This window comes from Arthrobacter sp. SlRoot2-15 (assembly GCF_059739345.1).
On sequence record NZ_AP046058.1, the window covers coordinates 2093435 to 2118925 of the forward strand.

Annotated in this window: 25 protein-coding genes and 2 riboswitches; of the genes, 15 read left to right on the top strand and 10 right to left on the bottom strand. The window is 69.5% G+C overall.

Annotated features, from left to right (window positions below):
• Window positions 1-173 precede the first annotated feature (173 nt).
• Genes AC6I9V_RS09540 through mnhG form a run of 6 tightly spaced genes read left to right on the top strand, consistent with a single transcriptional unit; the run spans window position 174 to window position 6554 of the window.
• Entirely contained in the window at window positions 174-3203 is a 3030-nt protein-coding gene (locus AC6I9V_RS09540; protein ID WP_497899221.1) for a Na+/H+ antiporter subunit A, read from the top strand.
• On the top strand, window positions 3200-3742 hold the full coding sequence (locus AC6I9V_RS09545; RefSeq protein ID WP_497899222.1) for a Na(+)/H(+) antiporter subunit C: 543 nt from the start codon (window positions 3200-3202) through the stop codon (window positions 3740-3742). Before AC6I9V_RS09540 ends, AC6I9V_RS09545 begins: the two co-directional genes overlap by 4 nt.
• Entirely contained in the window at window positions 3739-5349 is a 1611-nt protein-coding gene (locus AC6I9V_RS09550) for a Na+/H+ antiporter subunit D (protein ID WP_497899223.1), read from the top strand. The genes AC6I9V_RS09545 and AC6I9V_RS09550 overlap by 4 nt, the downstream gene beginning before the upstream one ends.
• Complete coding sequence (locus AC6I9V_RS09555; protein ID WP_497899224.1) at window positions 5346-5891, top strand: Na+/H+ antiporter subunit E; 546 nt, start codon at window positions 5346-5348, stop codon at window positions 5889-5891. The genes AC6I9V_RS09550 and AC6I9V_RS09555 overlap by 4 nt, the downstream gene beginning before the upstream one ends.
• Window positions 5888-6166, top strand: coding sequence for an MrpF/PhaF family protein (locus AC6I9V_RS09560; RefSeq protein WP_146336400.1), 279 nt, complete (start codon window positions 5888-5890; stop codon window positions 6164-6166). Before AC6I9V_RS09555 ends, AC6I9V_RS09560 begins: the two co-directional genes overlap by 4 nt.
• Complete coding sequence (gene mnhG / locus AC6I9V_RS09565) at window positions 6156-6554, top strand: monovalent cation/H(+) antiporter subunit G (RefSeq protein WP_146336401.1); 399 nt, start codon at window positions 6156-6158, stop codon at window positions 6552-6554. Before AC6I9V_RS09560 ends, mnhG begins: the two co-directional genes overlap by 11 nt.
• 51 nt (window positions 6555-6605) lie before the next feature.
• On the opposite strand, the gene AC6I9V_RS09570 is transcribed toward mnhG, so the two are convergent.
• Together AC6I9V_RS09570 and AC6I9V_RS09575 are read right to left on the bottom strand one after the other, a co-directional pair.
• On the bottom strand, window positions 6606-6869 hold the full coding sequence (locus tag AC6I9V_RS09570) for a DUF4235 domain-containing protein (RefSeq protein WP_146336402.1): 264 nt from the start codon (window positions 6867-6869) through the stop codon (window positions 6606-6608).
• Window positions 6870-6910: 41 nt separating this feature from the next.
• Window positions 6911-7459, bottom strand: coding sequence for a heme-degrading domain-containing protein (locus AC6I9V_RS09575; RefSeq protein ID WP_497899225.1), 549 nt, complete (start codon window positions 7457-7459; stop codon window positions 6911-6913).
• Between the two features lie 77 nt (window positions 7460-7536).
• Window positions 7537-7677, top strand: a riboswitch (TPP riboswitch).
• Window positions 7678-7745: 68 nt separating this feature from the next.
• Here AC6I9V_RS09575 and AC6I9V_RS09580 point away from each other — a divergent pair.
• The 5 genes from AC6I9V_RS09580 to AC6I9V_RS09600 all read left to right on the top strand — a co-directional run bounded on the left by AC6I9V_RS09580 (window position 7746) and on the right by AC6I9V_RS09600 (window position 13750).
• The gene (locus tag AC6I9V_RS09580) at window positions 7746-8378 is read left to right on the top strand and encodes an ECF transporter S component (protein ID WP_349413958.1); all 633 of its coding nucleotides are present in this window, start codon (window positions 7746-7748) and stop codon (window positions 8376-8378) included.
• A gap of 13 nt (window positions 8379-8391) precedes the next feature.
• A complete protein-coding gene (locus AC6I9V_RS09585) occupies window positions 8392-10026 on the top strand; it encodes an ABC transporter ATP-binding protein (protein WP_497899226.1) in 1635 nt (544 codons plus the stop codon).
• Window positions 10023-10826 carry an energy-coupling factor transporter transmembrane component T family protein gene (locus AC6I9V_RS09590; RefSeq protein WP_497899227.1) on the top strand — a complete coding sequence of 268 codons (804 nt, stop codon included), beginning with the start codon at window positions 10023-10025 and terminating at the stop codon, window positions 10824-10826. Before AC6I9V_RS09585 ends, AC6I9V_RS09590 begins: the two co-directional genes overlap by 4 nt.
• Window positions 10827-10946: 120 nt before the next feature.
• On the top strand, window positions 10947-12470 hold the full coding sequence (locus AC6I9V_RS09595) for a UDP-N-acetylglucosamine 1-carboxyvinyltransferase (protein ID WP_497899228.1): 1524 nt from the start codon (window positions 10947-10949) through the stop codon (window positions 12468-12470).
• Between the two features lie 65 nt (window positions 12471-12535).
• Window positions 12536-13750 carry a glutamate--cysteine ligase 2 gene (locus tag AC6I9V_RS09600; protein ID WP_497899229.1) on the top strand — a complete coding sequence of 405 codons (1215 nt, stop codon included), beginning with the start codon at window positions 12536-12538 and terminating at the stop codon, window positions 13748-13750.
• Here the strand turns inward: AC6I9V_RS09600 and AC6I9V_RS09605 are convergent.
• From AC6I9V_RS09605 to AC6I9V_RS09615, 3 genes are read right to left on the bottom strand one after another with little or no spacing between them, the layout of a single operon-like run.
• Entirely contained in the window at window positions 13747-14955 is a 1209-nt protein-coding gene (locus tag AC6I9V_RS09605) for an O-succinylhomoserine sulfhydrylase (protein ID WP_497899230.1), read from the bottom strand. The two genes, AC6I9V_RS09600 and AC6I9V_RS09605, sit on opposite strands and share 4 nt — an antisense overlap.
• Window positions 14956-15366: a rhodanese-like domain-containing protein gene (locus AC6I9V_RS09610; RefSeq protein WP_497899231.1), complete on the bottom strand. Its 411-nt coding sequence runs from the start codon at window positions 15364-15366 to the stop codon at window positions 14956-14958.
• Complete coding sequence (locus AC6I9V_RS09615) at window positions 15363-15689, bottom strand: DUF1737 domain-containing protein (RefSeq protein ID WP_497899232.1); 327 nt, start codon at window positions 15687-15689, stop codon at window positions 15363-15365. The genes AC6I9V_RS09610 and AC6I9V_RS09615 overlap by 4 nt, the downstream gene beginning before the upstream one ends.
• Window positions 15690-15702: 13 nt before the next feature.
• Window positions 15703-15816: riboswitch (SAM riboswitch) on the bottom strand.
• Window positions 15817-16034: 218 nt separating this feature from the next.
• Here AC6I9V_RS09615 and AC6I9V_RS09620 point away from each other — a divergent pair.
• Window positions 16035-16826, top strand: coding sequence for a hypothetical protein (locus tag AC6I9V_RS09620; RefSeq protein WP_497899233.1), 792 nt, complete (start codon window positions 16035-16037; stop codon window positions 16824-16826).
• Window positions 16827-16835: 9 nt separating this feature from the next.
• Here AC6I9V_RS09620 and AC6I9V_RS09625 read toward each other — a convergent pair whose 3' ends face one another.
• Window positions 16836-17792, bottom strand: a complete 957-nt coding sequence (locus tag AC6I9V_RS09625) for an aminodeoxychorismate lyase (RefSeq protein ID WP_497899234.1) — start codon at window positions 17790-17792, stop codon at window positions 16836-16838.
• A 93-nt stretch (window positions 17793-17885) separates the two neighbouring features.
• Between AC6I9V_RS09625 and cls the strand changes: the two genes are divergently transcribed.
• Window positions 17886-19361, top strand: a complete 1476-nt coding sequence (gene cls, locus AC6I9V_RS09630; protein WP_497899235.1) for a cardiolipin synthase — start codon at window positions 17886-17888, stop codon at window positions 19359-19361.
• 2 nt (window positions 19362-19363) lie between these two features.
• Here cls and pabB read toward each other — a convergent pair whose 3' ends face one another.
• Window positions 19364-21436, bottom strand: coding sequence for an aminodeoxychorismate synthase component I (gene pabB, locus AC6I9V_RS09635; protein ID WP_497899236.1), 2073 nt, complete (start codon window positions 21434-21436; stop codon window positions 19364-19366).
• On the bottom strand, window positions 21433-22008 hold the full coding sequence (locus AC6I9V_RS09640; protein WP_497899237.1) for a low molecular weight protein-tyrosine-phosphatase: 576 nt from the start codon (window positions 22006-22008) through the stop codon (window positions 21433-21435). The genes pabB and AC6I9V_RS09640 overlap by 4 nt, the downstream gene beginning before the upstream one ends.
• Before the next feature lie 126 nt (window positions 22009-22134).
• On the opposite strand from AC6I9V_RS09640, the gene AC6I9V_RS09645 reads away from it, so the two are divergent.
• Window positions 22135-23142 (top strand): S1C family serine protease, encoded by a 1008-nt coding sequence (locus AC6I9V_RS09645; protein ID WP_497899238.1) that lies wholly within the window; start codon window positions 22135-22137, stop codon window positions 23140-23142.
• 30 nt (window positions 23143-23172) lie between these two features.
• Here the strand turns inward: AC6I9V_RS09645 and AC6I9V_RS09650 are convergent, their stop codons facing one another.
• Window positions 23173-23913, bottom strand: a complete 741-nt coding sequence (locus AC6I9V_RS09650; RefSeq protein WP_497899239.1) for a potassium channel family protein — start codon at window positions 23911-23913, stop codon at window positions 23173-23175.
• Between the two features lie 44 nt (window positions 23914-23957).
• Window positions 23958-24434, bottom strand: a complete 477-nt coding sequence (locus AC6I9V_RS09655) for a MarR family winged helix-turn-helix transcriptional regulator (protein ID WP_497899240.1) — start codon at window positions 24432-24434, stop codon at window positions 23958-23960.
• Window positions 24435-24554: 120 nt separating this feature from the next.
• Between AC6I9V_RS09655 and AC6I9V_RS09660 the strand changes: the two genes are divergently transcribed.
• On the top strand, window positions 24555-25490 hold the full coding sequence (locus tag AC6I9V_RS09660; RefSeq protein ID WP_497899241.1) for an SDR family oxidoreductase: 936 nt from the start codon (window positions 24555-24557) through the stop codon (window positions 25488-25490).
• The last annotated feature ends 1 nt before the right edge of the window (window position 25491 follow it).

The following is a 25491-nucleotide window of genomic DNA, read 5'->3' on the forward strand; positions in this document are numbered from 1 at the left end:
GCCCGGGCCGCGGCGGCCGCTGCGCCGGGCCGGCAGTCCGGCCGGGCGGCCCCGGCCCCGTCATGCGGGAAAGAATTTGTGCACGCTTGGTAAACTTGCCGCACCGAACCTAACCAATGCCCCGCCTGCTCCAACTTTTTGACAACCGAGTTCCTGACGTTGCGGAGATACCAGTGATCACAGTCCTTGCCGTGCACTTCGCGGTGGCTGCTGTGGCGCCGTTCCTCTTCCGCCGGCTCGGCCGGAACGCGTTCTTCGCGCTGGCCGCGGTGCCCGCGGGATCGTTCGTCTGGCTGGCCTTCCAGCATGGTGCGGTGTACTCGGCCGCGGGGTCCACCTCGGTGGTCCTTCCGTGGATCCCCAACCTCCGGCTCGAGCTGGCCTTCCGGATGGATGCCCTGGCCTGGGTCATGTCGCTGCTGATCCTGGGCGTCGGGGCGCTGGTCCTGGTCTACTGTGCACGCTACTTCAAGGACAAGGACAGCTATCTGGGCGGCTTCGGCGCCCAGCTGCTCGCTTTCGCCGGAGCGATGTTCGGCCTGGTCACCGCCGACGACCTGCTCCTGATGTTCGTCTTCTGGGAACTGACCACGGTGCTGTCCTACCTGCTGATCGGCTACGCCCGCACCCGGTTGTCGGCCCGCCGCTCGGCGCTGCAGGCCCTGGTGGTCACCACCGCCGGGGGCCTGGCCATGCTGGTCGGCCTGATCATGCTGGGCGCCACTGCGGGAACCTACCGGATCTCGGCGCTCCTGGCGATGGCGCCGGAGCTGGTGACGGGTCCCGCCGCGGACGCGGTGGCGGCCGCCGTCGTGCTGGTGCTGGTGGGCGCGATCACGAAGTCCGCGCTGGTACCCTTCCACTTCTGGCTTCCCGGAGCGATGGCCGCGCCCACGCCGGTCAGCGCGTACCTGCACGCCGCCGCCATGGTCAAGGCGGGCATCTACCTTGTGGCGAGGCTCGCCCCCGGGTTCGCCGAGACGGCGTTCTGGCTCCCCGTGGTGCTCGGCCTGGGGCTGGCGACCATGCTGGTGGGCGGCTACCGCGCCCTGCGCCAGACCGACATCAAGCTCATCCTCGCCTACGGCACAGTTAGCCAGCTGGGCTTCCTGACCATGGTGGTGGGCCTCGGCAAACCCGACGCGGCGCTCGCCGGACTCGCCTTGCTCCTGGCGCACGGACTCTTCAAAGCCACGCTGTTCCTGGTGGTCGGCATCATCGACCACCAGGCCGGGACCCGCGACATCCGGAAGCTCTCCGGGGTTTACCGCTCCTCCCGCGCACTGGCCATCGTGGCCGCCGTCGGCGCGGCCTCCATGGCCGGTATCCCGCCGCTGGCGGGCTTCGTGGCGAAGGAATCGGTCTTCGAGGCGTTCGTGCACTACGGCACCGGCGCCGCGGCAGGCCCGTGGGGGCCCGTGCTCCTCATCGGCTTGGTCGTGGGCTCCGTCCTGACCTTCGCCTACAGCGCACGGTTCATGTGGGGCGCCTTCGCGGTCAAGCCCGGCGTCGAGACCACCCCGTTCAAAGCCGTCAAGCCCGCCTTCCTGGCGGCCCCCGCCGTCCTGAGCCTGCTGACCATCCTCTACGGGCTGTGGCCTGCCGCGGCGGATGCGTGGATCCAGCCCTACGCGGCGCTGTTTGTGCCTGACGGCGAGGATCCGGCGGCCGCCGCCGGGCACCTGGCACTGTGGCACGGGCTCACCCCGGCGCTGGGGATGACCGCGGTGACGTTCGCCCTCGGCCTGGCGATGTTCTACGGACGGAACGCAGTCGCCCGCGCCCAGGGGCTGGTGCCCGGCTGGGTCGACGGCGACCGCGCCTACCAGCTCACCATCGGCGCCCTCGACGATGCCGCGGTCTGGGTCACCGGCCGCACCCAGCGCGGTTCGCTCTTCTTCTACCTGGCCGTCATCCTGAGCGTCGCCTTTGTCCTGCCGCTCACCGCGCTGCTGCTGGCCAACAAGCCGCTGCCCGGGGGCCTGTACTTCATCGACCCGGGCTCGCCGCTGCAGCCCGTGGTCGGCGCCGGCATCGTGATTGGAGCTCTCGCCGCGGTGCGGGCCAACAAGCGCTTCCTGGCGGTGCTGATGGTCTCGGTCACCGGCTACGGCATCGCCTTGATGTTCGCGCTCCAGGGCGCGCCGGACCTTGCCCTGACGCAGATGCTGGTGGAGACCATCATCCTGGTGGCCTTCGTCCTCGCCATGCGCAGCCTGCCGGCCGAACTGCGCGACCGCACCGGCGGCAAGTACCGGGTCGTCCGCGTGATCATCGGCGCCGCGTTCGGCGTCACGATGATCTTCGTGGCGATCTATGCCCTGGGAGCGCGGGTGGCCACCCCGGTCTCGCTGGAGTTCCCGCGCCTGGCCTATGAGGAAGGCAGCGGCCTGAACATCGTGAACGTCACCCTCGTGGACATCCGGGCCTGGGACACCTTCGGCGAGATCTCGGTGCTGGCGCTCGCGGCCACCGGCGTCGCCAGCCTGATTTTCGTCCGCGGCCGCGGCGACCGCATCGGTCCGTCCGCCTCGGTGGCGGAGGGGACGGTCGGGCGCCGGGCGGGCGTGGCCGGCAACACCCGGGACAACGCGGCCCTGGCCATGAGCCGGCGTTTCGCGGCGTCGGCGCGCGACGCCTGGCTGGTGGCCGGCCGGACCATGGCCCCGGAACGCCGCTCGATCATCTTCGAGGTGGTCACCCGGCTGATCTTCCACTCGATGATCGTCTTCTCCCTCTACCTGCTGCTCGCCGGCCACAACCTGCCCGGCGGCGGCTTCGCCGGCGGCCTCACCGCCGGGCTGGCGCTCACCATCCGCTACCTCGCCGGGGGCCGCTTCGAACTGCGCGAGGCCACGCCGGTCAGCGCCGGTGCACTGCTGGGGATCGGGCTCGCCACCGCCGCGGCGTCCGGCATTACGCCGCTCCTGCTGGGCGGCCAGGTCTTCCAAAGCGCCGTGATCGAGCTGTGGCTGCCGGTCTTCGGCGACATCAAATTCGTCACCTCCACGATCTTCGACATCGGCGTCTACATCGTCGTCGTCGGCCTGGCCCTGGACGTGCTGCGCAGCCTGGGCGCGAAAATCGACGAACATTTCGAAGAGCGGCCGGAAGACCAGCCGGACGAGCAGCCCGGGGCGCTCTTCGACGACGGCCAGCCCAACGGCGTCCCGGCCGAAACAACCGCCAAGGGGATAACATGAGCGTCAACCTGACCCTGCTGACGGTAATGGGAGCCCTGTACGCCTGCGGCATCTACCTGCTCCTGGAACGCAGCCTCACCCGGGTCCTGCTCGGCCTGATGCTGCTGGCGAACGCTACCAACCTGCTGATCCTGGCCACCGGCGGCTACGCCGGGCTCGCCCCGCTCTTCAGCAAGGACACCCCCGCGGGGGACTACAGCGACCCGCTCCCGCAGGTGCTGATCCTGACCTCGATCGTGATCTCCTTCGCGGTCACGGCCTTTATGCTGGGCATCATCTACCGCACCTGGGTGCTGGCCCGGCAGGATGAAATCCAGGACGACGCCGAGGACCGCCGCGTGGCCGAGACCCCCAGCTTCGACGCCGAGGACGACGCCGTCATCCCGGCCGAGACCTCCGAGTTCCCGCTGGTGTCCGCCGCCCGAAGCGACGACGTCGTGCAGGCCGGCGCCCGCCGGATGCCGGCCGTGGACGCCGCGGCGGAGGAACAGCCCGGATCCCAAAACATCGGCGCCGGCCCGGACGGAGGGACCAAGTGAACATCGCCAGCTTCGCCCCCCTCGCTGTCGTCCTCCCCATCCTCGGGGCCGCCCTGACCTTCCTCCTTATCCGGCATTCCAGGGCGCAGCGGACCGTGAGCATTGCGCTGCTGTCCCTGACCCTGCTGCTGGAGTGCTGGCTGCTGGCCTCCGTCTGGGAAGGCGGCACGGCGGCGGTGAACATCGGCGGCTGGCTGCCGCCTTGGGGCATCGTGATGGTGGTGGACCAGTTCTCCTCGCTCATGCTGGTGGTGTCCTCGGCCGTCAGCCTCGCCGTGCTGGTCTACGCCACCGGCCAGGGCATGGCCGACGGGGACAGCGACGCCCCCGTGTCGATCTTCCACCCCACCTACCTGATCCTCGTCGCGGGAGTGTCCAACGCCTTCCTCTCCGGCGATCTCTTCAATCTCTACGTCGGCTTCGAGATCCTGCTGACCGCCAGCTACGTGCTCATGACCCTCGGCGGGACGGGCCCCAGGATCCGCGCGGGCGTGACCTACGTGGTGGTCTCGGTGGTGTCCTCGGTGCTGTTCCTGATCGCGATTGCCATGATCTACGGCGCCACCGGGACGATCAACATGGCGGACCTCGCCATCAAGCTCGCCGACGTGGACCAGGGGACCCGAAACCTCCTGCACGTGCTGCTGCTCGTGGCATTCGGCATCAAGGCCGCCGTGTTCCCGCTGAGTTTCTGGCTCCCCGACTCGTATCCGACGGCGCCGGCCCCGGTCACCGCTGTGTTCGCCGGCCTGCTCACCAAGGTGGGTGTCTACGCGATAGTCCGCACCGAAACCCTGCTGTTCCCTGGAGACACCTTCAATACCCCGCTAATGGTCGCGGCGCTGCTGACCATGGTGGTGGGCATCCTGGGCGCCCTGGCGCAGAGCGACATTAAACGTTTGCTGTCCTTCACCCTGGTCAGCCACATCGGCTACATGGTGTTCGGCCTGGCCATGTCCTCGGTAGCGGGGCTCGCGGCCGCGGTGTTTTACGTGGCGCACCACATCACCATCCAGACCAGCCTGTTCCTCGTGACCGGCCTGATCGAGCGCCGCGCCGGGAGTTCCTCGGTGGACCGGATCGCCGGGCTGGCCAAACTCTCGCCGCTGCTGGCCGTGCTGTTCTTCGTGCCGGCCATGAACCTGGCCGGCATCCCACCGCTCTCCGGCTTCCTCGGCAAGCTGGGCCTGCTGCAGGCCGGTGTTGCCCTCGGGACCCCGCTGGCCTACGCCCTCGTGGCCGGCGGCGTGCTGACCAGCCTGCTGACCCTGCTGGCCGTCGCCAGGGTCTGGAACCGCGCGTTCTGGCGCAAGCCCGAGGACGCCGAACATCCGGATCCCGTGCTGCTCGCCGTCCCCGGCGGCCAGCCGGCCGGGGACCGCGTCGGCCAGCAGAACGTGACCCTGCTGCCGCGCACCATGATGGGCTCCACGCTGGGGCTGGTGCTGCTGGGAGTGGCGCTGACGGTCTTCGCCGGGCCGCTGTTCCAGGTCGCCGGGCAATCGGCTTCCGAGATGCTCGACCGGTCCTCCTACATCCAGGCCGTGCTGGGGGACGAGGCCCAGGCCCCGGTGATCGCGCAGCAGCGGCAGGAGGGGGCAAAATGACGCGCAAGCGGATCTCGCTGCGCCAGGAGCTGCCGCTGCTGGTCTGGCTCGTCATCGTCTGGGGCGCCCTCTGGCAGGACTTCAGCGCCGGCAACCTGCTCTTCGGCGCCCTGATCGCCGTGGTGGTGGCACGGGTGTTCTACCTGCCGCCGGTGGAACTGGGCGGCCGCTTCAACGTGCTGCGTGCCGTGCCGTTCGCCCTGGTGTTCCTGGCCAAGGTGGTGGCGGCCAGCTTCCAGGTGCTGTTCCTGGCCGTGGTCCGGGGGCCGCGGGTAATCAGCGCCGTCGTCGCCGTCCCGCTCCGGAGCCACTCCGACCTGCTGGTGACGGCCACCGGGCATGTCATCTCGCTGATCCCGGGGTCGCTGGTGGTGGAGGTGGACCGCTCCACGTCCACGCTTTACATCCACGGCATCAACGTCCGCGACGCCGAGGATGCCGCCAAGCTCCGCAAGGAAGTCCGCGACACCGAGGCCGGGCTGATCCGGATCATGGGCACCAAGGCCGAACTCTCCGCCCTGCAACAGGAGGTGGGCGCATGATGCCCCTGGTCCTGGCCATTACCGCCGTCGTGCTGTCCCTCGCCGCCGGCGGGGCGATCATCCGCATCGCGCGCGGGCCCTCGCTGCTGGACCGGGTGCTCGCCGCCGACGTGCTGCTCGCCATCCTCGGCGCGGCGCTGTGCATCGACATGGCCGTGAACCGGCACCTGAACAACCTGATGCTGCTGGTGGCCATCTCCATCATCGGCTTTGTGGGCTCGGTGACGGTGGCCCGTTTTGTGGCGGACCGGAGGAAACAGCCCAATGAATCCTGAGACGTTCCCCGCCGACGCCGTGATCGACGCCGTCTCGGCCGTGTTTATGGTGCTCGGGGCGGTGATGTCCCTCGGCGCGGCGATCGGCCTGCTGCGGTTCCCGGACCTGATGAGCCGGATGCACGCCGCGACCAAGCCGCAGGTGCTGGGGCTGTTCCTGCTGCTCTGCGCGGTGGGGCTGCAGCTGCGCACCTGGTGGGTGTGGCCGGTGCTGGTGGTGGCATGGATCTTCCAGCTGCTGACCGTGCCGGTCTCCGCCCACATGGTGGGCCGGGCCGGCTACCGCACCAAACACCTTCACCCGGAGCTGCTCAGCGCGGACGAGCTGGAGGCCGTGGTGCAGCAGGCGGCCGGCAAGAGCGGGTTCACCGACGACGACGTCGAGTGACGCCGCCGCCGGGACCCGCCGCTCTGGACGAGGCGGTTTAGACCAAGCGGTTTAGACCAGATCCTGGGTCTTGGCGAAGCGGGTGATCGCGCGCTGCGTGCCGCGGTTGGCGAGGACCTGGATGATGGCGCTGACCGAGGCCGAAATCAGGGCAAAGGTCAGGGCCTGGCGCAGGGTGGTGGGAACGTCGTCGTCGTGGCCCTTGGGCGGCTTGTTGCCGGTGGTCTTTTCCCAGACGGTGTCAACCACCTTGGTGCCGACAAAACCGGCGACGAGGCTGATGCCGGTGCCAAGCAGTTTGATGAAGATGTTCATGCGGCGTACTCCTTGCGGGAGGGAACAGGGCTTCCCCTAGCCTAGCCTCCCCTGGCGCCCCGACGGCCGAGGAATTCGGTCAGGGCCTCGACCACCAGTTCGTGGTCGGCCTTCTGCGGCAGCCCCGAGACCGTGACCGTGCCCACCGCGCCGGTTCCGCGCAGGTAGACGGGGAACGAGCCGCCGTGGGCGGCAAACTCCAGCTGGTCGAACCAGGCGTTGTCCTCGATCCTGCGCCCGGCAGCCCGGGCCCGGAGTCCCACGAGGAGCGACGGGACTTCATACCGCGAGGCCGTGCGCTGCTTGGCCCTGATCCAGCGCTCGTTGTCCGGGGTGGCACCCTCGAGGGCCGCGTGGAAGAGCACCTGCTCACCCTTGGTGATGTCGATGGCGATGGGGTGGTTGCGCTGCCGGCCGAGCTCCACCAGCAGGAACCCGAGCTCCAGCGCGTCGTCCTTGCTGAAGGACTCGAACTGCAGTTCATCGATTTCCGTCAGGATCCGGCCGATGAGCGCGGCCAGGGATCCCGGCGGCTGCGGTTCCGCGGAGTCGGGGTCGTAGTCGGGGGAAGGCGCTTGTGCATCGCTCATGGGATTCAGCTTCCGTTACGTTCTGCCGCTGCGCAACCCCAACGGGTGTAAACTGGGCCAGCCCATAAGGGTGATTTTAAATACGACAGGGGAGCGCCGCCGTCGGCCATCCGGAGCAGTCCGGGGATCCACAGGTGGGCGCTGAGAGTGCGGACAGCCGCAGACCCTCGAACCTGATCCGGTTAGTACCGGCGCAAGGGAGTCGAGTTCTCAGGGTGCCCGGCACCCGTGGCGGAAGCCGCGCGCAGCCGGAACACCCTCCCCTCCTGTACCTCAGGAGGACGATATGACTGATATTTCTGCAAAGCAGACACTGGCCACCGGCAAATACAGCTGGCGTGTGGTCGACATTGTGCTGGCCGCGTTGATTGCTGTTGCCGGCGGCGTGATTTTCTGGGCCTGGTCCCAGGGCGCCAACCTCGTAGCCGTGCCGCTGAACGCGGTCTACCCGCCGCTGACCGGGCTCTACGCCGGCGGCTGGATGATCCCGGCGGTGCTGGGCATGCTGGTCATCCGCAAACCGGGAGCAGCGCTGTTCTGCGAAACCGTGGCCGCCACGGGTGAGCTGATCATGGGTTCCCAATACGGCGCCTCCGTGCTGTTCTCCGGTTTCGTGCAGGGCCTCGGCGCCGAGCTCGTCTTCGCCGCGTTCCTGTACAAGCGGTTCAACCTGCCGGTGTCCCTGCTTGCCGGCGCCGGCGCGGGCCTGTTCTGCGGCCTCAACGACTCCTTCCTGCCCTGGGGCTGGAACATCGCCTACGAGACCGGTGACAAGTTCGCCTACATCGTCTTCTGCGCCGTCTCTGGAGCCGTGATCGCCGGCGGACTGTCCTGGCTGGCCACCCGCGGGCTGGCCAAGACCGGGGTGCTCGCGTCGTTCGCGTCCCGCAAGGCGGCATCGGAACCCGTGTTCTCCTGATGCCCGCACACGCATGACTTCTGTCTACGACGTACGACCCGCCGCGGTCACCGCCCGCGGCTGGGGCTGGCGGCACGCCGGGCGGACACGTCCGGCCGTCAGCGGACTGGACCTGGATATCCGCCCGGGCGAGCGTGTGCTGCTGCTGGGCCCTTCCGGTTCCGGCAAGTCCACGCTGCTGCACGCCTTGGCGGGGGTGCTGGGGGAGGGCGCCGGCCCGTCCGCAGCTGCTTCCGCAGCCGCTTCCGCCGACGCGGACGACGCCGACGAGACCGGCAGCCTGCTGATCGACGGTGTCCCGCCCCGGGCAGCACGCGGACGGGCCGGCCTGGTGCAGCAGGACCCGGAAACCCAGGTGGTGCTCTCCCGGGTCGGCGACGACGTCGCCTTCGGCGCCGAGAACCTCGCGGTCCCGCCGGCGGAGATCTGGCGGCGCGTGGCGGAAGCGCTCGACGACGTCGGGCTCGGCGGGCTGCCGCTGGAGCACCCTACGTCGGCGCTCTCCGGCGGCCAAAAACAGCGGCTGGCCCTCGCCGGGATCCTCGCGATGCGGCCCGGGCTGCTGCTGCTGGACGAACCCACCGCCAACCTCGACCCCGCCGGTGTCCTGGAGGTCCGCGACGCCGTGGGCCGCTGCGTGGACAAGTCCGGGGCCACACTGGTGGTCGTGGAGCACCGCGTGGCCGTCTGGAAAGACCTCGTGGACCGGATCGTCGTGCTGCAGCCGGGGTCCGGCGCGGACTCCGGCGTGCTCTTGGACGGGCCGCCCGAGACGGTCCTGGAGCAGGCGCGGGACATGCTCATCGCCGCCGGCGTCTGGGTGCCGGGCCACGTCCCGGCGACGCGGGCGCGCAGCGGCGTGGCAGACGGGATCACCCGCGGTGGCGGCCCGGCGGGCTCAAATGCCGGCCAGCTGCTGCTCGCCGCCGAGAAACTGGCCGTCTCCCGCGAACGGCCCCGCCGCACCGGCCTGCTGGGGGGATTCCGGACGGCCCCGCCTGCGCCGGTGCAGGCCGGCATCACGGCCCAGGTCCGGGCCGGGCAGGCCCTGACCATCACCGGCCCCAACGGCTCCGGCAAATCGACGTTCGCCCTGACCCTGGCCGGCCTGCTGGCCCCCGTTGCCGGGTCCGTCTCCGCCACCACCGAGTTGAGCGCCGGCGCGGGCATCGACCCGTACAAGTGGAAGGCCCAGCAGCTGATCGCCCGGATCGGCACGGTGTTCCAGGAACCCGAGCACCAGTTCGTCACCGGCCGGGTGCTGGATGAGCTGATGTTCGGCCCCCGCCACCTGGGCCGCGGCGAGGAACGGGTGGACGAGCTGCTGGAGCGACTGCGGCTGCGCGACCTCGTGGACGCCAACCCCTACACGCTCTCCGGCGGCGAAAAGCGTCGGCTCTCGGTAGCCACCGTGCTCGCCGCCCACCCGCAGGTCCTGGTGCTGGACGAGCCCACCTTTGGCCAGGACGCCAACACGTGGGCAGAGCTGGCCTCCTTTCTCTCCGAGCTGCTCGACGCCGGCACGGCCGTGGTCTCGGTGACCCACGACGCCGAATTCAGCCAGGTCCTGGGCGGCGCCGAGCTCGCCCTCGGCGCCCCGCAGCCCGGGTTGTCCGGCCGGGCGCACCCCGGGGTGGCTGCACCGTGAGGGAGACCCTGACCCTGCGCGGCAACGATGCCCTGCTCACCCGCGCCAACCCGCTGGCCAAGTTCTCCGGCGTCCTGCTCATCACCGTGGCGCTGGCGCTGTCCATCGACTGGGTTTCCGCATCCGTGGCGCTCGCCGGCGAGCTCCTGCTGTTCCCGCTCGCCGGCCTGACCCTGGCCCTGCTCTGGCAGCGCGGCTGGCCGCTGATCCTCGCCGCGGCCGTGGGCGGCTGGAGCACCGCCATCCTGGCGGCGGACCACGGACGGACGCTGCTCGACGTCGGCGTCTGGTCCATCAGCGAGGGCTCGCTGCAGCTCGGGATCGGGTTCCTGCTGCGCGGCCTCGCGATCGCGCTTCCCGCGGTGCTGCTGATGAGCTGCACGGACCCGACGGATTTGGCCGACGCCCTGGCGCAGCAGGCCAGGCTGCCGCACAGGTTCGTGCTGGGCACCCTGGCCGCGATGCGGCTGGTGGGGCTGATGGCCGAGGAGTGGCAGACCATCGGCATGGCCCGGCGCGCCCGCGGGGTGGGCTCGCACGGAAACCCCGTGCAGCGGCTGAAGGCCACGCTGGGGCAGAGCTTCGGGCTGCTGGTCCAGGCGGTCCGCCGCGCCTCCCGGCTCGCGGTGACCATGGAAGCACGCGGTTTCGGCGGCGCGCAGCGGACCTGGGCGCGGCAGGCGACGTTCAGCCGGCTGGACGTGTGGGTGCTGCTCGGGGGCGTGCTGATCGCCGGCGCCGCCGTGGCCGCGGCGATCGGCGCCGGCACCTGGAACATGGTGTTCCTGGGACAGCAATAGCAGCCCGCCCGGGGGAGGCGAGGGCGGCGCTATATCGCACGAGGTGAATATTTTGTGAGATTGACTGCTAATCGCGCGGTCCGCAGGGGTTAAATAACTCATCCGTGATATTTATTGGATATGACTCAACAGACTGCTGAATACGTTGGCGCCGTGCTCCGGGATGCCCGGGGCGAGAAAGGCTGGACCCAGGGACAGCTCGCCGCCGAGCTGGGAACCAGCCAGAGCGCCATCGCCCGGATGGAGCAGGGCAAGCAGAACCTGAGCCTGAAAATGATCCAGCGGCTCGAATCGATCTTCGGCCGCACCATCGTCAAGGTGGGCCGGCCCGCCATGACGCACCTCCGGGTCGAAGGCGGCCGCACCCTCTCCGGCGCCGTGGACGTCAACAGCAGCAAAAACGCCGGCGTCGCCCTGCTCTGCGCGAGCCTGATCAACCGGGGCACCACGGTGCTGCGCCGGCTGGCCCGGATCGAGGAGGTCAACCGGATCGTCGAAGTCCTGACCAGCATCGGCGTCGAATGCACCTGGCTCAACGCCAACGACCTGCAGATCCGCCGCCCGGCCGTGCTGGACCTGGATTCGATGGACGTCGAGGCGGCCCGCCGCACCCGGAGCGTCATTATGCTCCTGGGCCCGCTGCTCGACGAGTCCGCCGAATACCGGCTGCCCTACGCCGGCGGCTGCGACCTCGGAACCCGCACCGTGGAGCCGCACATGCAGGCCCTGCGCCAGTTCGGCCTCAGCGTGGACGCGAAATCCGGCTTCTACAGCGTGCAGGCGCCGCCCTCGGACGGCCACGACCGCTCCTTCGTCCTGAGCGAGCGCGGCGACACCGTCACCGAGAACGCCATCATGGCCGCCGCCCACCGCCGCGGCACCACGATCATCCGCAACGCCAGCCCGAACTACATGGTCCAGGACCTCTGCTTCTACCTGCAGATGCTGGGCGTCCAGATCGACGGCGTGGGCACCACAACGCTGAAGATCGTCGGCCGCCCGTCAATCGACGTCGACATCGAATACTTCCCGTCCGAGGACCCGATCGAGGCGATGAGCCTGATCACCGCCGGCATCGTGACCAACTCAGAAGTCACCATCCGCCGGGTCCCGATCGAGTTCATGGAGATCGAACTCGCGACGCTCGAGCAGATGGGCCAGCGGCTGGAAGTGTCGGCCGAATACGTTGCCCGGAACGGCCGCACCCGGCTGGTGGACGTCACCACCCAGCCTTCGGAGCTGCGGGCGCCGGAGGACAAGATCCACCCGATGCCCTTCCCCGGCCTGAACATCGACAACCTGCCGTTCTTCGCCGTGATCGCCGCCAACGCCCACGGCCAAACGATGATCCACGACTGGGTCTATGAGAACCGGGCCATCTACCTGACCGAGCTGAACAAGCTCGGCGCCCAGGTCCAGCTCCTGGATCCGCACCGGATCTACGTCAACGGGCCCACCAAGTGGCGGGCCGCGGAGGTCGGCTGCCCGCCGGCCCTGCGCCCGGCGGCCTGCCTGCTGCTGGCCATGCTCGCCGCCCGCGGCGTGTCCGAGCTGCGCAACATTTATGTGATCGAGCGCGGCTATGAGGACCTGGCCGAACGGCTCAACACGATCGGCGCCAAGATCGAGTATTTCCAGGACTAAGCAGCCTGAATCGCCCGGCCGTTGGGGGTAGCGCCACGGGGGAGGGGCTGACGGACAATGGTTCCATGCGCACCTTTGGCGTCGAGGAGGAACTGCTGATCGTGGACCCCGCCACCGGGGTCCCGTTGGCGCTGGCCGACGCTCTGCTGGGCGGTCTGAAGCCGCAGCCCGCCGCCGGGACGGCGCCGGCCACGGAGCCCGCGCACGACGATTCGGGGTTCAGCTTCGAGCTCAAGCTGGAGCAGATCGAAACCCAGACCCTGCCCTGCCTGGATTACGGCGCCCTGCTCCGGCAGATCCGGGCGGCCCGGGCTTTCACCGACCGGGCCGCCCAGACACACGGCGCCCGCGTGGCGGCCCTGGCCACGTCGCCGCTGGCGTCGGTCACCCACACCACGCCCAACCCGCGCTACGCCACCATGCAGAAGAGGTTCGGCCTCACCGTGCAGGAGCAGCTGACCTGCGGGTTCCATGTCCACACGTTGGTGGAGTCGCCGGAGGAAGCGGTCGCGGTGCTGGACCGGATCCGGGACAAGCTCGCCGTGCTGATCGCCCTCAGCGCCAACTCGCCCTACTGGAACGGCACGGAGACCGGCTTCGAGAGCTACCGGACGCAGGCGTGGAACCGGTGGCCCGGGTCCGGGCCCACCATGATCTTTGGCAGCCTGCCGGTCTACCGCCGGGTGGTGAGCCGCCTGGTGGAGACCGGCGTGCTGATGGACGAGGGGATGGTCTACTTCGATTCGCGGCTGTGCCGGCACCACCCCACCGTGGAGGTGCGGGTCGCGGATGTGTGCCTGCGGGCCGAGGACGCGGCGCTGATCGCTGTCCTGGTGCGGGCGCTGGTCGAGACGGCGGCCCGGGAATGGGACGACGGCGTCGACCCCGCCCCGGTGCCGACGCTGCTGTTGCGGATGGCCGCCTGGCAGGCCAGCAACTGCGGGCTGCGCGGGCAGCTGCTCGACTTTGGAACCTTCACCCCCGCCCCGGCGGCCGAGGTGGTGCATGCCCTCGTGGACTTCCTGGCCCCCGTGCTGGCAGAGCAGGGCGAGCTGGACCTCGCGCGGCTCGGCGTCGACCGGATCCTGGCGGACGGCACGGGGTCGGAGCAACAACGGCAGGCGCTCGCCGCCCCGGGGCAGGTCACCCCCGCCGACGACGCCGGGCTGGCCGCCGTCGTCGCCCACGCGGTGCGGGTCACGACGCGCGGCGCGGACACTGAGAAGATGGAGGGCGCAGCGGACCCGGCCCCCACATTGTCCCGGGTCCGCCGGAGCTAGACCTGCTTGAGCGCGTGCCCGAGGTCCCGGATCAGGTCCTCCACCTCTTCCAGGCCCACCGACAACCGCACCACGCCGTCGCTCAGCCCGATCGCCGCGCGGCCCTCCGGGCCCATGGCGCGGTGCGTCGTGGTGGCCGGATGGGTGATCAGCGACTTTGAGTCGCCCAGGTTGTTCGAGATGTCGATGATCCGCAGCGCGTCCAGCAGCGCGAAGGCGGCCTCTTTTGCCGAACGACCCGGGGACGGGGACAACTCGAAGGTCAGTACGGTGCCGCCGGCCTTCATCTGCCGTGCCGCGAGGTCGTACTGCGGGTGGGAGGGCAGCAACGGGTACTTGACCCAGCTGACCGCGGGCTGTTCCTCGAGCCAGCCGGCCAGCCGCAGCGCGGAGGCGGAAGAGTGGTTCACCCGCAGGCCCATGGTCTCCAGGCCCTTGGTGAGTACCCAGGCGTTGAACGCCGAGAGCGCCGGGCCGGTGTGGCGCATAAGCTGCTTGACCGGGCCGTCGATGAACTCTTTGGTGCCCAGGATCGCGCCGCCGAGCACCCGGCCCTGGCCGTCGATGTGCTTGGTGCCGGAGTAGACGATCACGTCTCCGCCGAGTTCCCCGCAGCGCTGGAGCAGGGGGGTGGCAAAAACATTGTCGACGACGACCGTCGCGCCGGCGGCGTGCGCCAGTTCGCTCACGGCGGCGATGTCCACGATTTCCTGCATCGGGTTGGACGGGGACTCGAAGAAGACCGCCGTCGTCGGTTCCGACAGCGCCGTGCGCCACTGGTCCAGGTCCGGGCCGTCCACGAAGACCGTCTCTACGCCCCAGCGCGGAAGGATCTCGTTGAGGATCACAAAGCAGGAGCCGAACAGCGAGCGGGCCGCGACCACCCGGTCGCCGGCTGCCAGCAGCGCCCCGAGCGCGGTGAACACCGCGGACATGCCCGAGGCGGTGGCGAAGCATGCCTCGGTGCCCTCGAGCAGCCGGAGCCGCTCTTGGAACGTGGCCACCGAGGGGTTGCCGTAGCGCGAATAGACAAAGCGCTCGTCCTCGCCGGTGAAGGCACGCTCCGCCGCGGCGGCGGATTCGTAGACGAAGCCGGAGTTCAGGAAAATCGGCTCGGTGGTCTCCTGGAAACCGGTGCGGTCAAGCCCGCCGCGGACTGCCTGGGTGTCCGGGCTCCAGCCCTGGGCGTCGGGATTGAAGCCCACTTAGCGCTCGTCCCGGTTGGTCGGGAGGCCGCGGTTCTTCCAGCCATTCACGGTGCGGGCGCCGGAGGTATCCGGTTCGCCCTCGAAGCCTTCCAGGACGTTGTAGGCGGTGAAGCCGGCGGCCGTGGCGGCGGTGGCAGCCGCCACGGAGCGCGCACCGGAGCGGCAGAGGAAGATGAGGTCGGCGCCGCCGTCGTCCGGCAGCTGCGCCCGCAACTGCTCCAGGAACCCCGGGTTAGGGGAGCCGCCGGCCAGCGTCCACTGGATGAACAGCGGCTCCCGGCGTCCGCCCGCGGTCTCAGGGATGCCAATATGTGCCCACTCGCCCTCGGTGCGGACGTCCACCAGGACGGCGCCGGCCTCAATCCGCGCCCAGGCCTCCTCCGGGGTCAGGTCTCCGGCGTAGCTCACGCGTGGCCTTCGCCCTCGAACTCGACGGCGTCGAGTTCGTCCACCGCGTTGGCGACGGCGGCGTCGGCGCTGGCGATCGCGGCCGGGAGCACCACGGCTTGGGCCACGATCACGGTGCTGCCGTTGAAGGTGGCCGAGGGGCTGCCGTGCAGGACGTAGCCTTCGGCCAGCGCGGCGGAGACGCGCTCGCAGAAGGCGCGGTCGTCGGGGCCGGTGAACAGGCGGTAAGCCAGCTTCTCCTCGGCGCGGGGGCCGGCCGGGGACGGTGCGGGGGCTGTCCCGGTTGCTGTATCAGGCACAGCGGGGGCGGACGCGTCAGGCATGACGGATCTCCTTCTTTCACGCTTGCAGCTCGAATTTCGATATGCCGAGTATTCACCTGAGGCACCCCGCCGCGAAAGGGAGGGTTGCCGACCGGCCAGTCAGGGCTTGGCGCCGGGTCTCATTACTCCCGAAAAACCTAACACCTGCGACGGCGGCGGGCAGAGCCGCCGCTGTCATGTTAAGTCACTATGCGCTGGCCCGCCGATGCCGTAGGCTCACCCGTATCGCGTCTGCGGGCGGTGTGGTGGGGGCTCATTGCGCAGTCCGGCCCTGGCCGCCGCCCGGACTGTTCCCCTGGCCCTTTCGGCGAGATGCCAGCTACTTCAACGGAACCGGGGAACTCCATGAACCTGCCCATGAACCTGCGCCGCAGCGCACCAGCATCCCTCCTGATTTCAGCGGCCCTCGCGCTGGCCGGCTGCGGCCAAACGACGACGCCGGCCACGTCTCCGGCGAACACCGTCGAGCCGGGCTCAGCCGCCGCCTCGCAGGCCGCCGGCCAGTCACGTAGCGCGGCGCCAACCCCGACGCCGACGCCGAAGGCATTCACGGGGGCCGAACTGACGGCGATTATCGCGGGGCTTGCCGACGGCGAAGGGAATGCGCTTACGGTGGTGCCCGCGGAGCAGTTGGAGAAGGGCATCGAGATCTCGAAGCAGACGATGTCGGAGGCCGTGATATCCCCGGCAGAGTGCGCCGTCGTGGCGGACAGCAACGCCCAGATTCCGGCCGGCAGCACCTATGCCGGCGGTGTCGCCAAATCCACCACGGTCCAGGCCCTCACCGTCGTCACGCTGGTCGCCGTCGCGGATCAGAAACAGCTGGGGGTGAACCTCGAGGCGGCCGTGGCCAAAAGCAAAAAATGCACAAACTTCAGCATGGAGATCCGCGGCCAGAAGATCACGAGCCAGACCGAGATCCTGCCGGTGAAGACCAGTGCGGACACCTCGTTCGGCTCGCTGGCCACCCAGACCCTGCCGAGCGGGCAGCTTTTGACGACGTTGCTGGTGACGGGCGTCAAGGGAAACCTGTCGGCCTCGGCGGTGGCCACAGGCCCGGATGTCACGCGGGCGGCGGCGGCCACGCTGGCCCGGCTCGTGGACGAAGCCCTCGCGCAGGGCGCCACCCGGAGCTGAGCGGCGGCGCTACTGGATCGTGGCGTACAGCGCGTTCAGCTCGGCCGTGAGCTGCCGGCGCAGCTCGGGGGTCCCGATTTCCTTGCCGTCGATGTGGTTTACCGGGGCGAGGAGCCGGATGCTGGAGATAAGCCACACGGCGTCCGCGTCGTAGAGGTCAGCGGGTACCAGCGGGCCGTAGCCCAGTTCCCAGCCGGCGGCCTTGGCCGCGGTGAACAGCGCGCCCTGCGAGGTGCCGGGAAGGATGCCGCTGTCCAGCTGCGGCGTGATCAGCCGGCGCACGGTGCGGACCCCGCCCGCGCCGTCGTCGGAAGTCTCCAGGTGCGCCAGCAGGACGGTCGACGTCGGGCCCTCCAGGACCCGTCCGTCGGCGGACGTGAAGATGACGTCGTCCGCGCCCTGGGCGTGGGCGTAGCGGAGCGCCGCCATGTTCACCGCGTAGGACAGGGTCTTGGCGCCCAGCAAAAGCCAGGGCGCGCGTTCGCCGACCTCGCTGTCATAGCCGCGGTCCAGCAGGATGACGTCGATGCCGGTCTCGCGCTGTTGGCGCCCTGCAGCCGGGGGCGGGGAGGCCTGGACCCAGCAGGTGGGCGTCGCGGCGCCCTCGACGCCGCGGGTGGCGAGGAGCTTCACCACGAGTTCGTCCGTCCCGTCGGCGTCACCGCCGGCCTGGCCGCGGAACTCGCTGATCGCGGTGTCGATGGCGCGGCGCCAGGCATCCTCCGCCGGGATCTCGAGCTCCAGCGCCCGGGCGGAGCCGGCCAGCCGGCTCAGGTGAGCCTGCAGCTTCCGCGGCGCACCACCCACCGCCAGCAACGACTCGAAGACGCCGTCGCCGCGGGTGGCGCCCTGGTCCGTGGCCATCAGTTGCGGCCGGGACGAGTCGGCGACCCGGCCGTTCTCAAATGCGGGATCGAGGAACACCAGCACCGTGGCAGGGGCCGGAACAGAGGCGGAGGTAGTCATGCCTTCAGCTTAGTGCGGCCCGCGGCGGGATAAGCTGTGCGGGTTGCCCGTTCCGGAACTGTTCCGCGGGTCTGGAGCTTGAGGGGTACGCCTGTGCTGTGGCCGTTTCCGCTGACCGGGATATTGCCGTCCTGGGTGATTCTGATCCTGACGGTGATTGACCTCGTCATCCGTGTGCTGGCGTTGGGGATTATTCCCGGCAACCGCCGGCCCACCACCGCGATGGCCTGGCTGCTGGGCATCTTCTTCGTGCCGGCGCTTGGCCTGGTGCTCTTCCTGCTGTTCGGCAACTTCCGGCTCTCCCGCCGCCGCCGTGCCCAGCAGGAAGCCGTGAACACCCGGATCAGGGCCGGTACCTCCGAACTGGCCGCCGTCGAAAGCCGGTATAACGGGCCCGAATGGGTGGCGTCCGCCGCGGAACTGAACAAGACCCTCGGCTCGCTGCCGATGGTGGACGGCAACAGCGTGGAGCTGCTGCCCGGCTACCCGGATTCCATCAAGGCGATGGCCGCGGCGGTCCGGGAGGCCAAGTCCTTCGTCAACGCCGAGTTCTACATCATGAGCTCGGACCACGTCACCGACGACCTGCTGACGGCCCTGGAGGACGCCGCCGAGCGCGGCGTCGAGGTCCGGATCCTGTTCGACCACCTCGGCACGCTGCGCATCAAGGGATACCGCAAGCTGATCGCACGGCTCAAGGCCAGCAAGATCCGCTGGCGGCCGATGCTGCCGCTGAGCCCGGTCCACGGCCAGTGGCGCCGGCCGGACCTGCGCAACCACCGCAAAATCATGGTGATCGACGGCGAGGTCGCCTTCACCGGCTCGCAGAACCTGATTGAACCGTCCTACAACAACCCGAAGCACCGCAAGGTGGGCCGCGAGTGGGTCGAGCTGATGACCTGCATGCGCGGCCAGATCGTCACCACCCTGAACGTGGTGTTCGCCACCGACTGGCTCAGCGAGACGGATGAGTCGCTGGAGCACCAGCTGGGGCACCGGCCCGAGTCGGCGCCCGGAAACGTGACCGCCCAGGTGGTGCCCAGCGGCCCCGGCTTCATCACCGAAAACAACCTGCGCCTGTTCAACACGCTGATCTACTCCGCGCAACACAAGCTCTCGATCTGCAGCCCGTACTTCGTCCCGGACGACTCGCTGCTCTACGCGGTGACGACGGCGGCCCAGCGCGGCGTCGACGTCGAACTGTTCGTTTCGGAAAAGGGCGACCAGTTCCTGGTCCACCACGCCCAGCAGTCCTACTACGAGGCGCTGCTGGAGGCCGGGGTGCGGATCTACCTCTACAAGGCGCCGTTCGTGCTGCACGCCAAGCACTTCACGGTGGACGACGAGGTGGCCGTGCTGGGCTCGAGCAACATGGACATGCGCTCGTTCTCGCTCAACCTCGAGGTCTCGGTGATGCTGCTCGGCGAGGACATCGTGCAGCGGATCCGCGCCGTGGAAGACACCTACCGCGGCATATCGCGCGAGCTTAAGCTCGAGGACTGGGTCAAGCGGCCCATGGGCGTCAAGTACGTGGACAACGTCGCCCGGCTCACGGCCACCCTGCAGTAGACCTATCCCGGCGGGAACTCCGCGCCGAGCGCCGAGAGGACCCCGAAGGCCTTGGTCCGGATCTCTTCGTACTCCTCCTGCGCGGAGGAATCCGCGGTGATGGCGCCGCCGATGCCGAGGCTCAAGGTGTCGCGGTCCGTGCCGGCGGCGATCACCAGGGTCCGGATGGCTACGGCGAGGTCGGTGGCGCCGCTGAGGGAGAAGTAGCCGATCGCGCCGGAGTAGACGCCCCGAGGCGCGGCCTCGAGCCGGTCCAGAATGGCCATGGTACTGACCTTCGGGGCCCCGGTCATGGAGCCGGCCGGGAAGCAGGCCGCCACGGCCTCGGCCCGCGGCATCCCGGGCCGGAGCCGCGCGTCGATGGTGCTGACCATCTGGTGGACCGTGGCGTAGCTTTCGATCGCGCACAAGCGGCCGACCGAGACGGAGCCGGGCACCGCGAAGTGGCTGAGGTCGTTGCGCAGCAGGTCCACGATCATGATGTTCTCGGCCCGGTCCTTGGGCGAGGATTCGAGGTCGCGGCGAAGTTCCGCGTCCCGCGCGGCGTCGGCGGCGCGGCGCCGGGTGCCCTTGATCGGCTCGGCCCGCATCGCGCCGTCGGCGCAGATCCGCAGGAAGCGCTCCGGCGAGGTGCTGGCCACGGTGAGATCCGCCAGCCGCAGAAAGCTCGCGAAGGGTGCCGGGTTGCGGCGCCGCAGGGCCAGGTACGCCTGCCACGGGTCGATTTCCCCGGCCGCCGCGGTGGCGGTCAGCGCCGTGGTGAGGCAGACCTCGTAGCTGTTGCCCTCGGTGATCTCGTGCTGGGCCGCGGCGACCTTGGCCTTGTAGGCGGCCTCGGAGTCCCGTGCGTCGAAGTCCAGGGCGGCGGCGGTACCGGCCGACTGTCCGCCGCCGTTGCTGCCGCCGGCCGCGGACTCGACCTCCGCGGCCGCGACGGCGGCGCGGGCAGCGGCCAGCCAGCCGCCCGCGTCCGGGGTGTCGAGGGCGAGCAGCCACGCGGTGCGTTCCCGGTGGTCCAGGACCACGGCGCGGCCGGCGAAGATCAGGCTCGCATCCGGGGTGGCGGCGTCGACGTTGCTTCCGCCGGTCTCGCGTTTGAGTTCGTAGCCGAGGTAGCCGAGCCAGCCGAGGGTGAACTCGCATGGGTAGCCCTCCGGGGCGCGCAGCGCACGGCGGCCCCACACCCCGTCAAGCCAGCGGAAGAACCCGCCGTCGGTCCGCACGGTGGAGTTGCCGACGCTCACCCGGGTCCGGCCCGAACGGTGCCGGACGGACTGGCCGTAGCTGCCGCCGTCGTCGGCCAGGATGCTGAAGCGGCTGCGTTCGGCGGCAGCACTGCCTTGCCGGGCCGTGTCGCCGGCGCTGGCCTCGGCCAGGGAGGAATCGAGCCACACGGCGTTCGGGGAGCCGCCGTAGAGCAGTTCGAAGAGCCTGGCCGCGTCCGGCGCGGCGTCGAGCCGCTCGGCCGTCAGCTGCAGCCCCCGGCGGGCCGAGAGCTCCGGGAGCAGCACCGCTGCCAGGGTGGGAAGGTACTGGAGGGCCTGCAGCACCTCAGTGGGCGCGGCGCCGTCGGCAAGGTTGAGGACCCGAACGTCGGCCCGGGAGGGGACATCGTCCGCGGCCAGCCACTCGTCTTCCTGCCGCGCCCACTGCTCCCAGTAGGGGCGGTAGCTCTCGCCGTCGCGGGCCAGCGCCCGGGTTTGGCGGTCCTTGTCGGGGGAGTCGGCCCAGATCACGGCGTCCAGGTAGGGTGCGGCGGCCGCGGCGGCCGCTCCGACGCCCTCGACCAGGACGATCTCGGCCGGCTGGGTCATCCGTGTTTCGCCGTCGTAATGCCGTTCCCAGTCCCAGCTGACCCAGCGGGCGGCCTCGCCGCGCCGCAGCGGGGCCAGCACGGTGGCGGTGTAGCGTTCGATGCCCGCGGCCAGTCCGTTCCAGCCGGGGTAGAGGTCTTCGAGGTGGAAGAGCGAGACCTTGTGGTGTTCCCGGAGCCGGGCCGCGAGTTCGATGGCCAGGGTGGTTTTGCCTGCGCCCGAGCGTCCGTCGATGGCAATGATGACGGGTGCGGGGCTCATGAAGTAGAGCGTACCGGGTGCCCCGGGGTGTCCCGGTGCGGCCGGTCCTGCGGTGGCCGCAGGGCCTGCTGCCGGGCGGCGCGGACGTGCTTGAGGATGCCGGGGACCGCGGCGTGGATCAGGTCCCAGGTGAGGTCGAAGTCGGCATGGCCGCCGTACCAGGGGTCCTCGATGCCTTGGTCCAGCGGATCCTTGCCGGCCACCGCGGGGTCGAAGCTGCGCAGCATCCGGATCTTCGCCAGCGAGGCCTGGTCCGGCGCGGCCTGCCGCAGCCAGCCGTAATGGTCAACGTCCAGGGCCAGGATCAGCTCGCGGGAGTGGAACCAGTCGCCGCGCCACTCGCGGGCGACGTGCAGCTCGGAACCGATATTGTGGGCGGCCAGTTTGCGGGCGGCGCGGGGGTCGATCGGCCGGCCCACCTCATAGGCGGTGATGCCTGCTGAATCGACCTCGACGCCGGTGAGCTGCGCCGCGGCCGCGGCCTCCGCCAGCATCAGTTCGGCCATCGGGGACCGGCAGATGTTTCCGGTGCAGACCGTGATGATCCGGTACTGGCTCGACGTTGAGGTCATGACTAAGCATGAGGGATTCGGTGGCGGCTTGGCCAGTTGGGCCGGTCCGCCAGGCCGCGGGGGCGCGGCCTGCCGGCGGGTCCTTTGGCTCTGGACCGTCGGCCGGGCCGCCCGCAGACTGTCTTCATGACGGATCGGGAGTCCTCTGCCGTGCCGGCGGTCATGCCCGGGGAAGCGGACGGGGACGCGCCGTATGGTGCTCCGGCGGGGGCCGCCGCGGTCCCGCCGCCGCCGTCGGAAAATCTGCCAGCGCGGCCGGAAGCGCCGGCCCAGACGGGCCGTGGCCCCAACCGGCGCGCGAAGCGCTTCTCCTTCGGTTTCCTTCAGCTGCTGGGACTCGTCCTGGTCGCTGCCCTGGCCGGCGCCGGATCCTCGCTGCTGCTCGCGCGGTTCAGCGGCTGGGGAAGCCCCACCGTGGTCAAACAGTATGTCAGCACCGGCGGCGCGGTGTCCGACCACCCCACGGATATCAAGGGGCTGCTGGCAACCTCGCTGCCGGCCGTGGTGTCGGTGAAGGCCACCACCACGCAGTCCAACCCGTTCCTGGATCCAAGCGGCGGCACCCGGGTGACGGCCGAAGGGACCGGCATTGTGATCGGCAGTACCGGGGAGATCCTCACCAATGCCCATGTGGTCCGGGGCGTGGTCAGCGGGGCGTCGACCGTGAGCGTGACCTTCCATGACGCGAGCCGGCGCGCCGCCCAGATCGTCGCCTCGGACAGCGAGAACGACTTGGCGCTGTTGAAGGTTGCCGGCGTGACTGGCCTGCCCGTGCTGGAACTGGGCGATTCCGGAGCCATGGCGCCCGGCGATCCGGTCATCGCGATCGGCTACGCCCTGGGGCTGGACGGCGGCCCCAGCGTCACCACCGGCATCATCTCGGCCACCGGGCGGACATCGACGACCGAGACCGGTTTCGGCACAAACTCCCGGCTCACCAATCTGCTGCAGACCGATGCGCCGATCAGCTCGGGTGACTCCGGCGGCCCGCTGCTCAACACCGAGGGCCACGTGATCGGCATCAACACCATGGTGGCCACGTCCACCTCGCAGACCGCCGCCAACGGGATTGGCTTCGCGATCGCGGCGGACACGGTGAAAGCGCTGCTGCCGGCACTCCGCGCGGGCGGCTAGGGGGGGCGGCTGGCGGGCTGCCGGCCTGGGTTACTCAACGGATTCTGCTGGGTGCTCCTTCTCCGGCAACCGCGCCCTGAGCAGTTCGATTTCGTGAGCCAGCCGGGCGATTTCCCTTCGGAGGGGCTCTTCGTTTGCCTCGACGTCGGCGGCCGTTTCGACGGCGACTTGTTCCACCAGCCAAGACGCGACTGAGGCGGTCACCACGCCAAGGACGGCTATCCCGCCGATCATGAGCCCGGCCGCTACCAGCCTGCCGATAGCGGTCACTGGGTAGTGGTCGCCATAGCCCACGGTGGTGATCGTCGTCATTGCCCACCAGAGAGCGTCCCAGACGTTGGTGATATTGGCCCCGGGGACGTTTTCTTCAGCATCGAGGACAGCGAGGCCGCCCGCGTAAACCAGGAAGAGGGCGGACACGAGGACATAGGTAATAATCCGGCCGCGAAGGGCATTGCCGCCAGTGCGGTGCAGAATCCGAAGGAGTGTCACCAGCCGGAGCAGCCTGAGGGGTCGCAGCGCGGGAAGGATCAGGATTGCCAGCTCGTGGAGGTTCCCAAGAAACCAGCGACCCCGCCGCGGAGCCAAGTACAGGTTGACGGCGTAGTCCACCGCGAAAGCACCCCATGTGATCCAGATGATCATTTCGACGAGTTGGGCCTCGCTGTCCGGCAAATTGGCGATGACCTGCACTGAGTACGCCGCCAGGAACAGAACGGCCGCGCCGAGCATGGGCCACTCGGAGTATTTCCGCCATAGCTTTTGGTTCATGGGCACAAGGCTATGGCAGGGGTGAGTAAGATCCGCGCGGGCGGCTAGGCCCGGTTCCAGAGTGCCTTGCGGAGGAGTCCCTTCAGTTCGCCGACCTCGTCGCCGCTGAGTCCGGCGAGGGCCGCCGCTTCCGCGGCCCGCGCGGCGGCTTCGGCCTGCCGGAAGAGCGCTGCTCCTTTCGCGGTCGCGGACACGATCTTGGCCCGGCGGTCCAGTTTCCCGGGCGCGCGGATCACCAGGCCGCGCTGCTCCAGCTCGTCGATGAGGGTGACGATCTGGCTGGGGTCGAGGCTGAGGAACTCCGCCATCTCGCGCTGAGTGGGCTCCAGTTCGCTGTTGGCCAGGGCCAGGACCGAATACGAGCGTTCCTTGAGGCCGAAGTCGGCCAGTGCGCGGTTGTTCAGGACGGAGCCGGCGGCGTGCAGCTTCGCCAGCAGGAAGCCCGCATCCAGGCTGATGGAGGCCGCCACGAGCTTATCTTCCGGCCGGGTGCCCGGCTGGGCGTCTACTTCGGTCGTCATGCCAGCTCCAATAGTCTAAAAAATAAATCGTTGACATTTTCAATTATCCATACTTTCATGGATACAGAACAGCATCGCACGCCGAAGGGCCGGATGCACGGCAGCTAGCAAAGGAGCAGCATGAGCCTGTCAGGAAAAGTAGCAATCGTCACCGGAAGCGGCCGGGGCCTCGGCCTGGCCTACGCCCGGGAGCTGGCTCGCCACGGCGCCGCCGTCGTTGTCAACGACGTGGACGCTGCGGTCGCCCAAGAGGCGGTCCGGACCATTGAGTCCGACGGCGGCCGGGCAGCGGCCGTCGTGGCCCCGGTGGGCAGCTCCGAGGTCGCCAAGCAGCTGGTGCAGGCCGCCCTCACCGAGTTCGGGAGGCTGGACATCCTGGTCACGAATGCCGGCATCCTGCGGGACAAGAGCCTGCTGAAGATGACCGACGAGGACTTCGACGCCGTGATCAACGTCCACCTCAAGGGCACCTTTACCTGCGCCCGGGAAGCCTTCGGCTACTTCAAGGAGAACGGTATTGCCGGCCGCATCATCACCATCGGCTCGCCCACCGGCCAGCGCGGCAACTTCGGCCAGACCAACTACGCCGCCGCCAAAGCCGGGATCGTGGGCATGGTCCGCACCTGGGCGCTGGAGATGAAGAAGGCGGGTGTCACCGCCAACGCGGTCATCCCGGTCGCCGCCACCGCCATGACCAAGACCGTGCCGTACTTCCAGAAAGCGGTCGAGGCGGACGAACGGGGTGAGGCCATGCCGGCATTCTTCCGCTACGACCTCGGCTTCGGCACCGCCGACGACGTCGCCGGGCTCGTCGCGTTCCTCGCCTCCGACGCCGCCGCCGGCGTCACCGGCCAGGCCATCGGCGCGGGCGGTGACCGCCTGCAGCTCTGGACCCATCCCGAGGCGGCCGCCACCGAATACCGCGAGGGCGGCTGGGGCTATCAGGACCTCGTCGAGGACTTCGGCGCGCTCTTTGGAGACAAACTGCAGAGCGTGGGCGAGGAATTCCTGCCGCTGCCGGAGGAACTGCAGCCCGAACCGGCACAGGTCCGCTGAG

Excerpts from the sequence above, each read along its gene's own strand:
- AC6I9V_RS09545 (WP_497899222.1), top strand. The coding sequence starts at position 3,200 with ATGAGCGTCAACCTGACCCTGCTGACGGTAATGGGAGCCCTGTACGCC.
- AC6I9V_RS09555 (WP_497899224.1), top strand. The coding sequence starts at position 5,346 with ATGACGCGCAAGCGGATCTCGCTGCGCCAGGAGCTGCCGCTGCTGGTC.
- AC6I9V_RS09560 (WP_146336400.1), top strand. The coding sequence starts at position 5,888 with ATGATGCCCCTGGTCCTGGCCATTACCGCCGTCGTGCTGTCCCTCGCC.
- mnhG (WP_146336401.1), top strand. The coding sequence starts at position 6,156 with ATGAATCCTGAGACGTTCCCCGCCGACGCCGTGATCGACGCCGTCTCG.
- AC6I9V_RS09570 (WP_146336402.1), bottom strand. The coding sequence starts at position 6,869 with ATGAACATCTTCATCAAACTGCTTGGCACCGGCATCAGCCTCGTCGCC.
- AC6I9V_RS09575 (WP_497899225.1), bottom strand. The coding sequence starts at position 7,459 with ATGAGCGATGCACAAGCGCCTTCCCCCGACTACGACCCCGACTCCGCG.
- AC6I9V_RS09580 (WP_349413958.1), top strand. The coding sequence starts at position 7,746 with ATGACTGATATTTCTGCAAAGCAGACACTGGCCACCGGCAAATACAGC.
- AC6I9V_RS09585 (WP_497899226.1), top strand. The coding sequence starts at position 8,392 with ATGACTTCTGTCTACGACGTACGACCCGCCGCGGTCACCGCCCGCGGC.
- AC6I9V_RS09595 (WP_497899228.1), top strand. The coding sequence starts at position 10,947 with ATGACTCAACAGACTGCTGAATACGTTGGCGCCGTGCTCCGGGATGCC.
- AC6I9V_RS09600 (WP_497899229.1), top strand. The coding sequence starts at position 12,536 with ATGCGCACCTTTGGCGTCGAGGAGGAACTGCTGATCGTGGACCCCGCC.
- AC6I9V_RS09615 (WP_497899232.1), bottom strand. The coding sequence starts at position 15,689 with ATGCCTGACGCGTCCGCCCCCGCTGTGCCTGATACAGCAACCGGGACA.
- AC6I9V_RS09620 (WP_497899233.1), top strand. The coding sequence starts at position 16,035 with ATGAACCTGCCCATGAACCTGCGCCGCAGCGCACCAGCATCCCTCCTG.
- AC6I9V_RS09625 (WP_497899234.1), bottom strand. The coding sequence starts at position 17,792 with ATGACTACCTCCGCCTCTGTTCCGGCCCCTGCCACGGTGCTGGTGTTC.
- pabB (WP_497899236.1), bottom strand. The coding sequence starts at position 21,436 with ATGAGCCCCGCACCCGTCATCATTGCCATCGACGGACGCTCGGGCGCA.
- AC6I9V_RS09640 (WP_497899237.1), bottom strand. The coding sequence starts at position 22,008 with ATGACCTCAACGTCGAGCCAGTACCGGATCATCACGGTCTGCACCGGA.
- AC6I9V_RS09645 (WP_497899238.1), top strand. The coding sequence starts at position 22,135 with ATGACGGATCGGGAGTCCTCTGCCGTGCCGGCGGTCATGCCCGGGGAA.
- AC6I9V_RS09650 (WP_497899239.1), bottom strand. The coding sequence starts at position 23,913 with ATGAACCAAAAGCTATGGCGGAAATACTCCGAGTGGCCCATGCTCGGC.
- AC6I9V_RS09655 (WP_497899240.1), bottom strand. The coding sequence starts at position 24,434 with ATGACGACCGAAGTAGACGCCCAGCCGGGCACCCGGCCGGAAGATAAG.
- AC6I9V_RS09660 (WP_497899241.1), top strand. The coding sequence starts at position 24,555 with ATGAGCCTGTCAGGAAAAGTAGCAATCGTCACCGGAAGCGGCCGGGGC.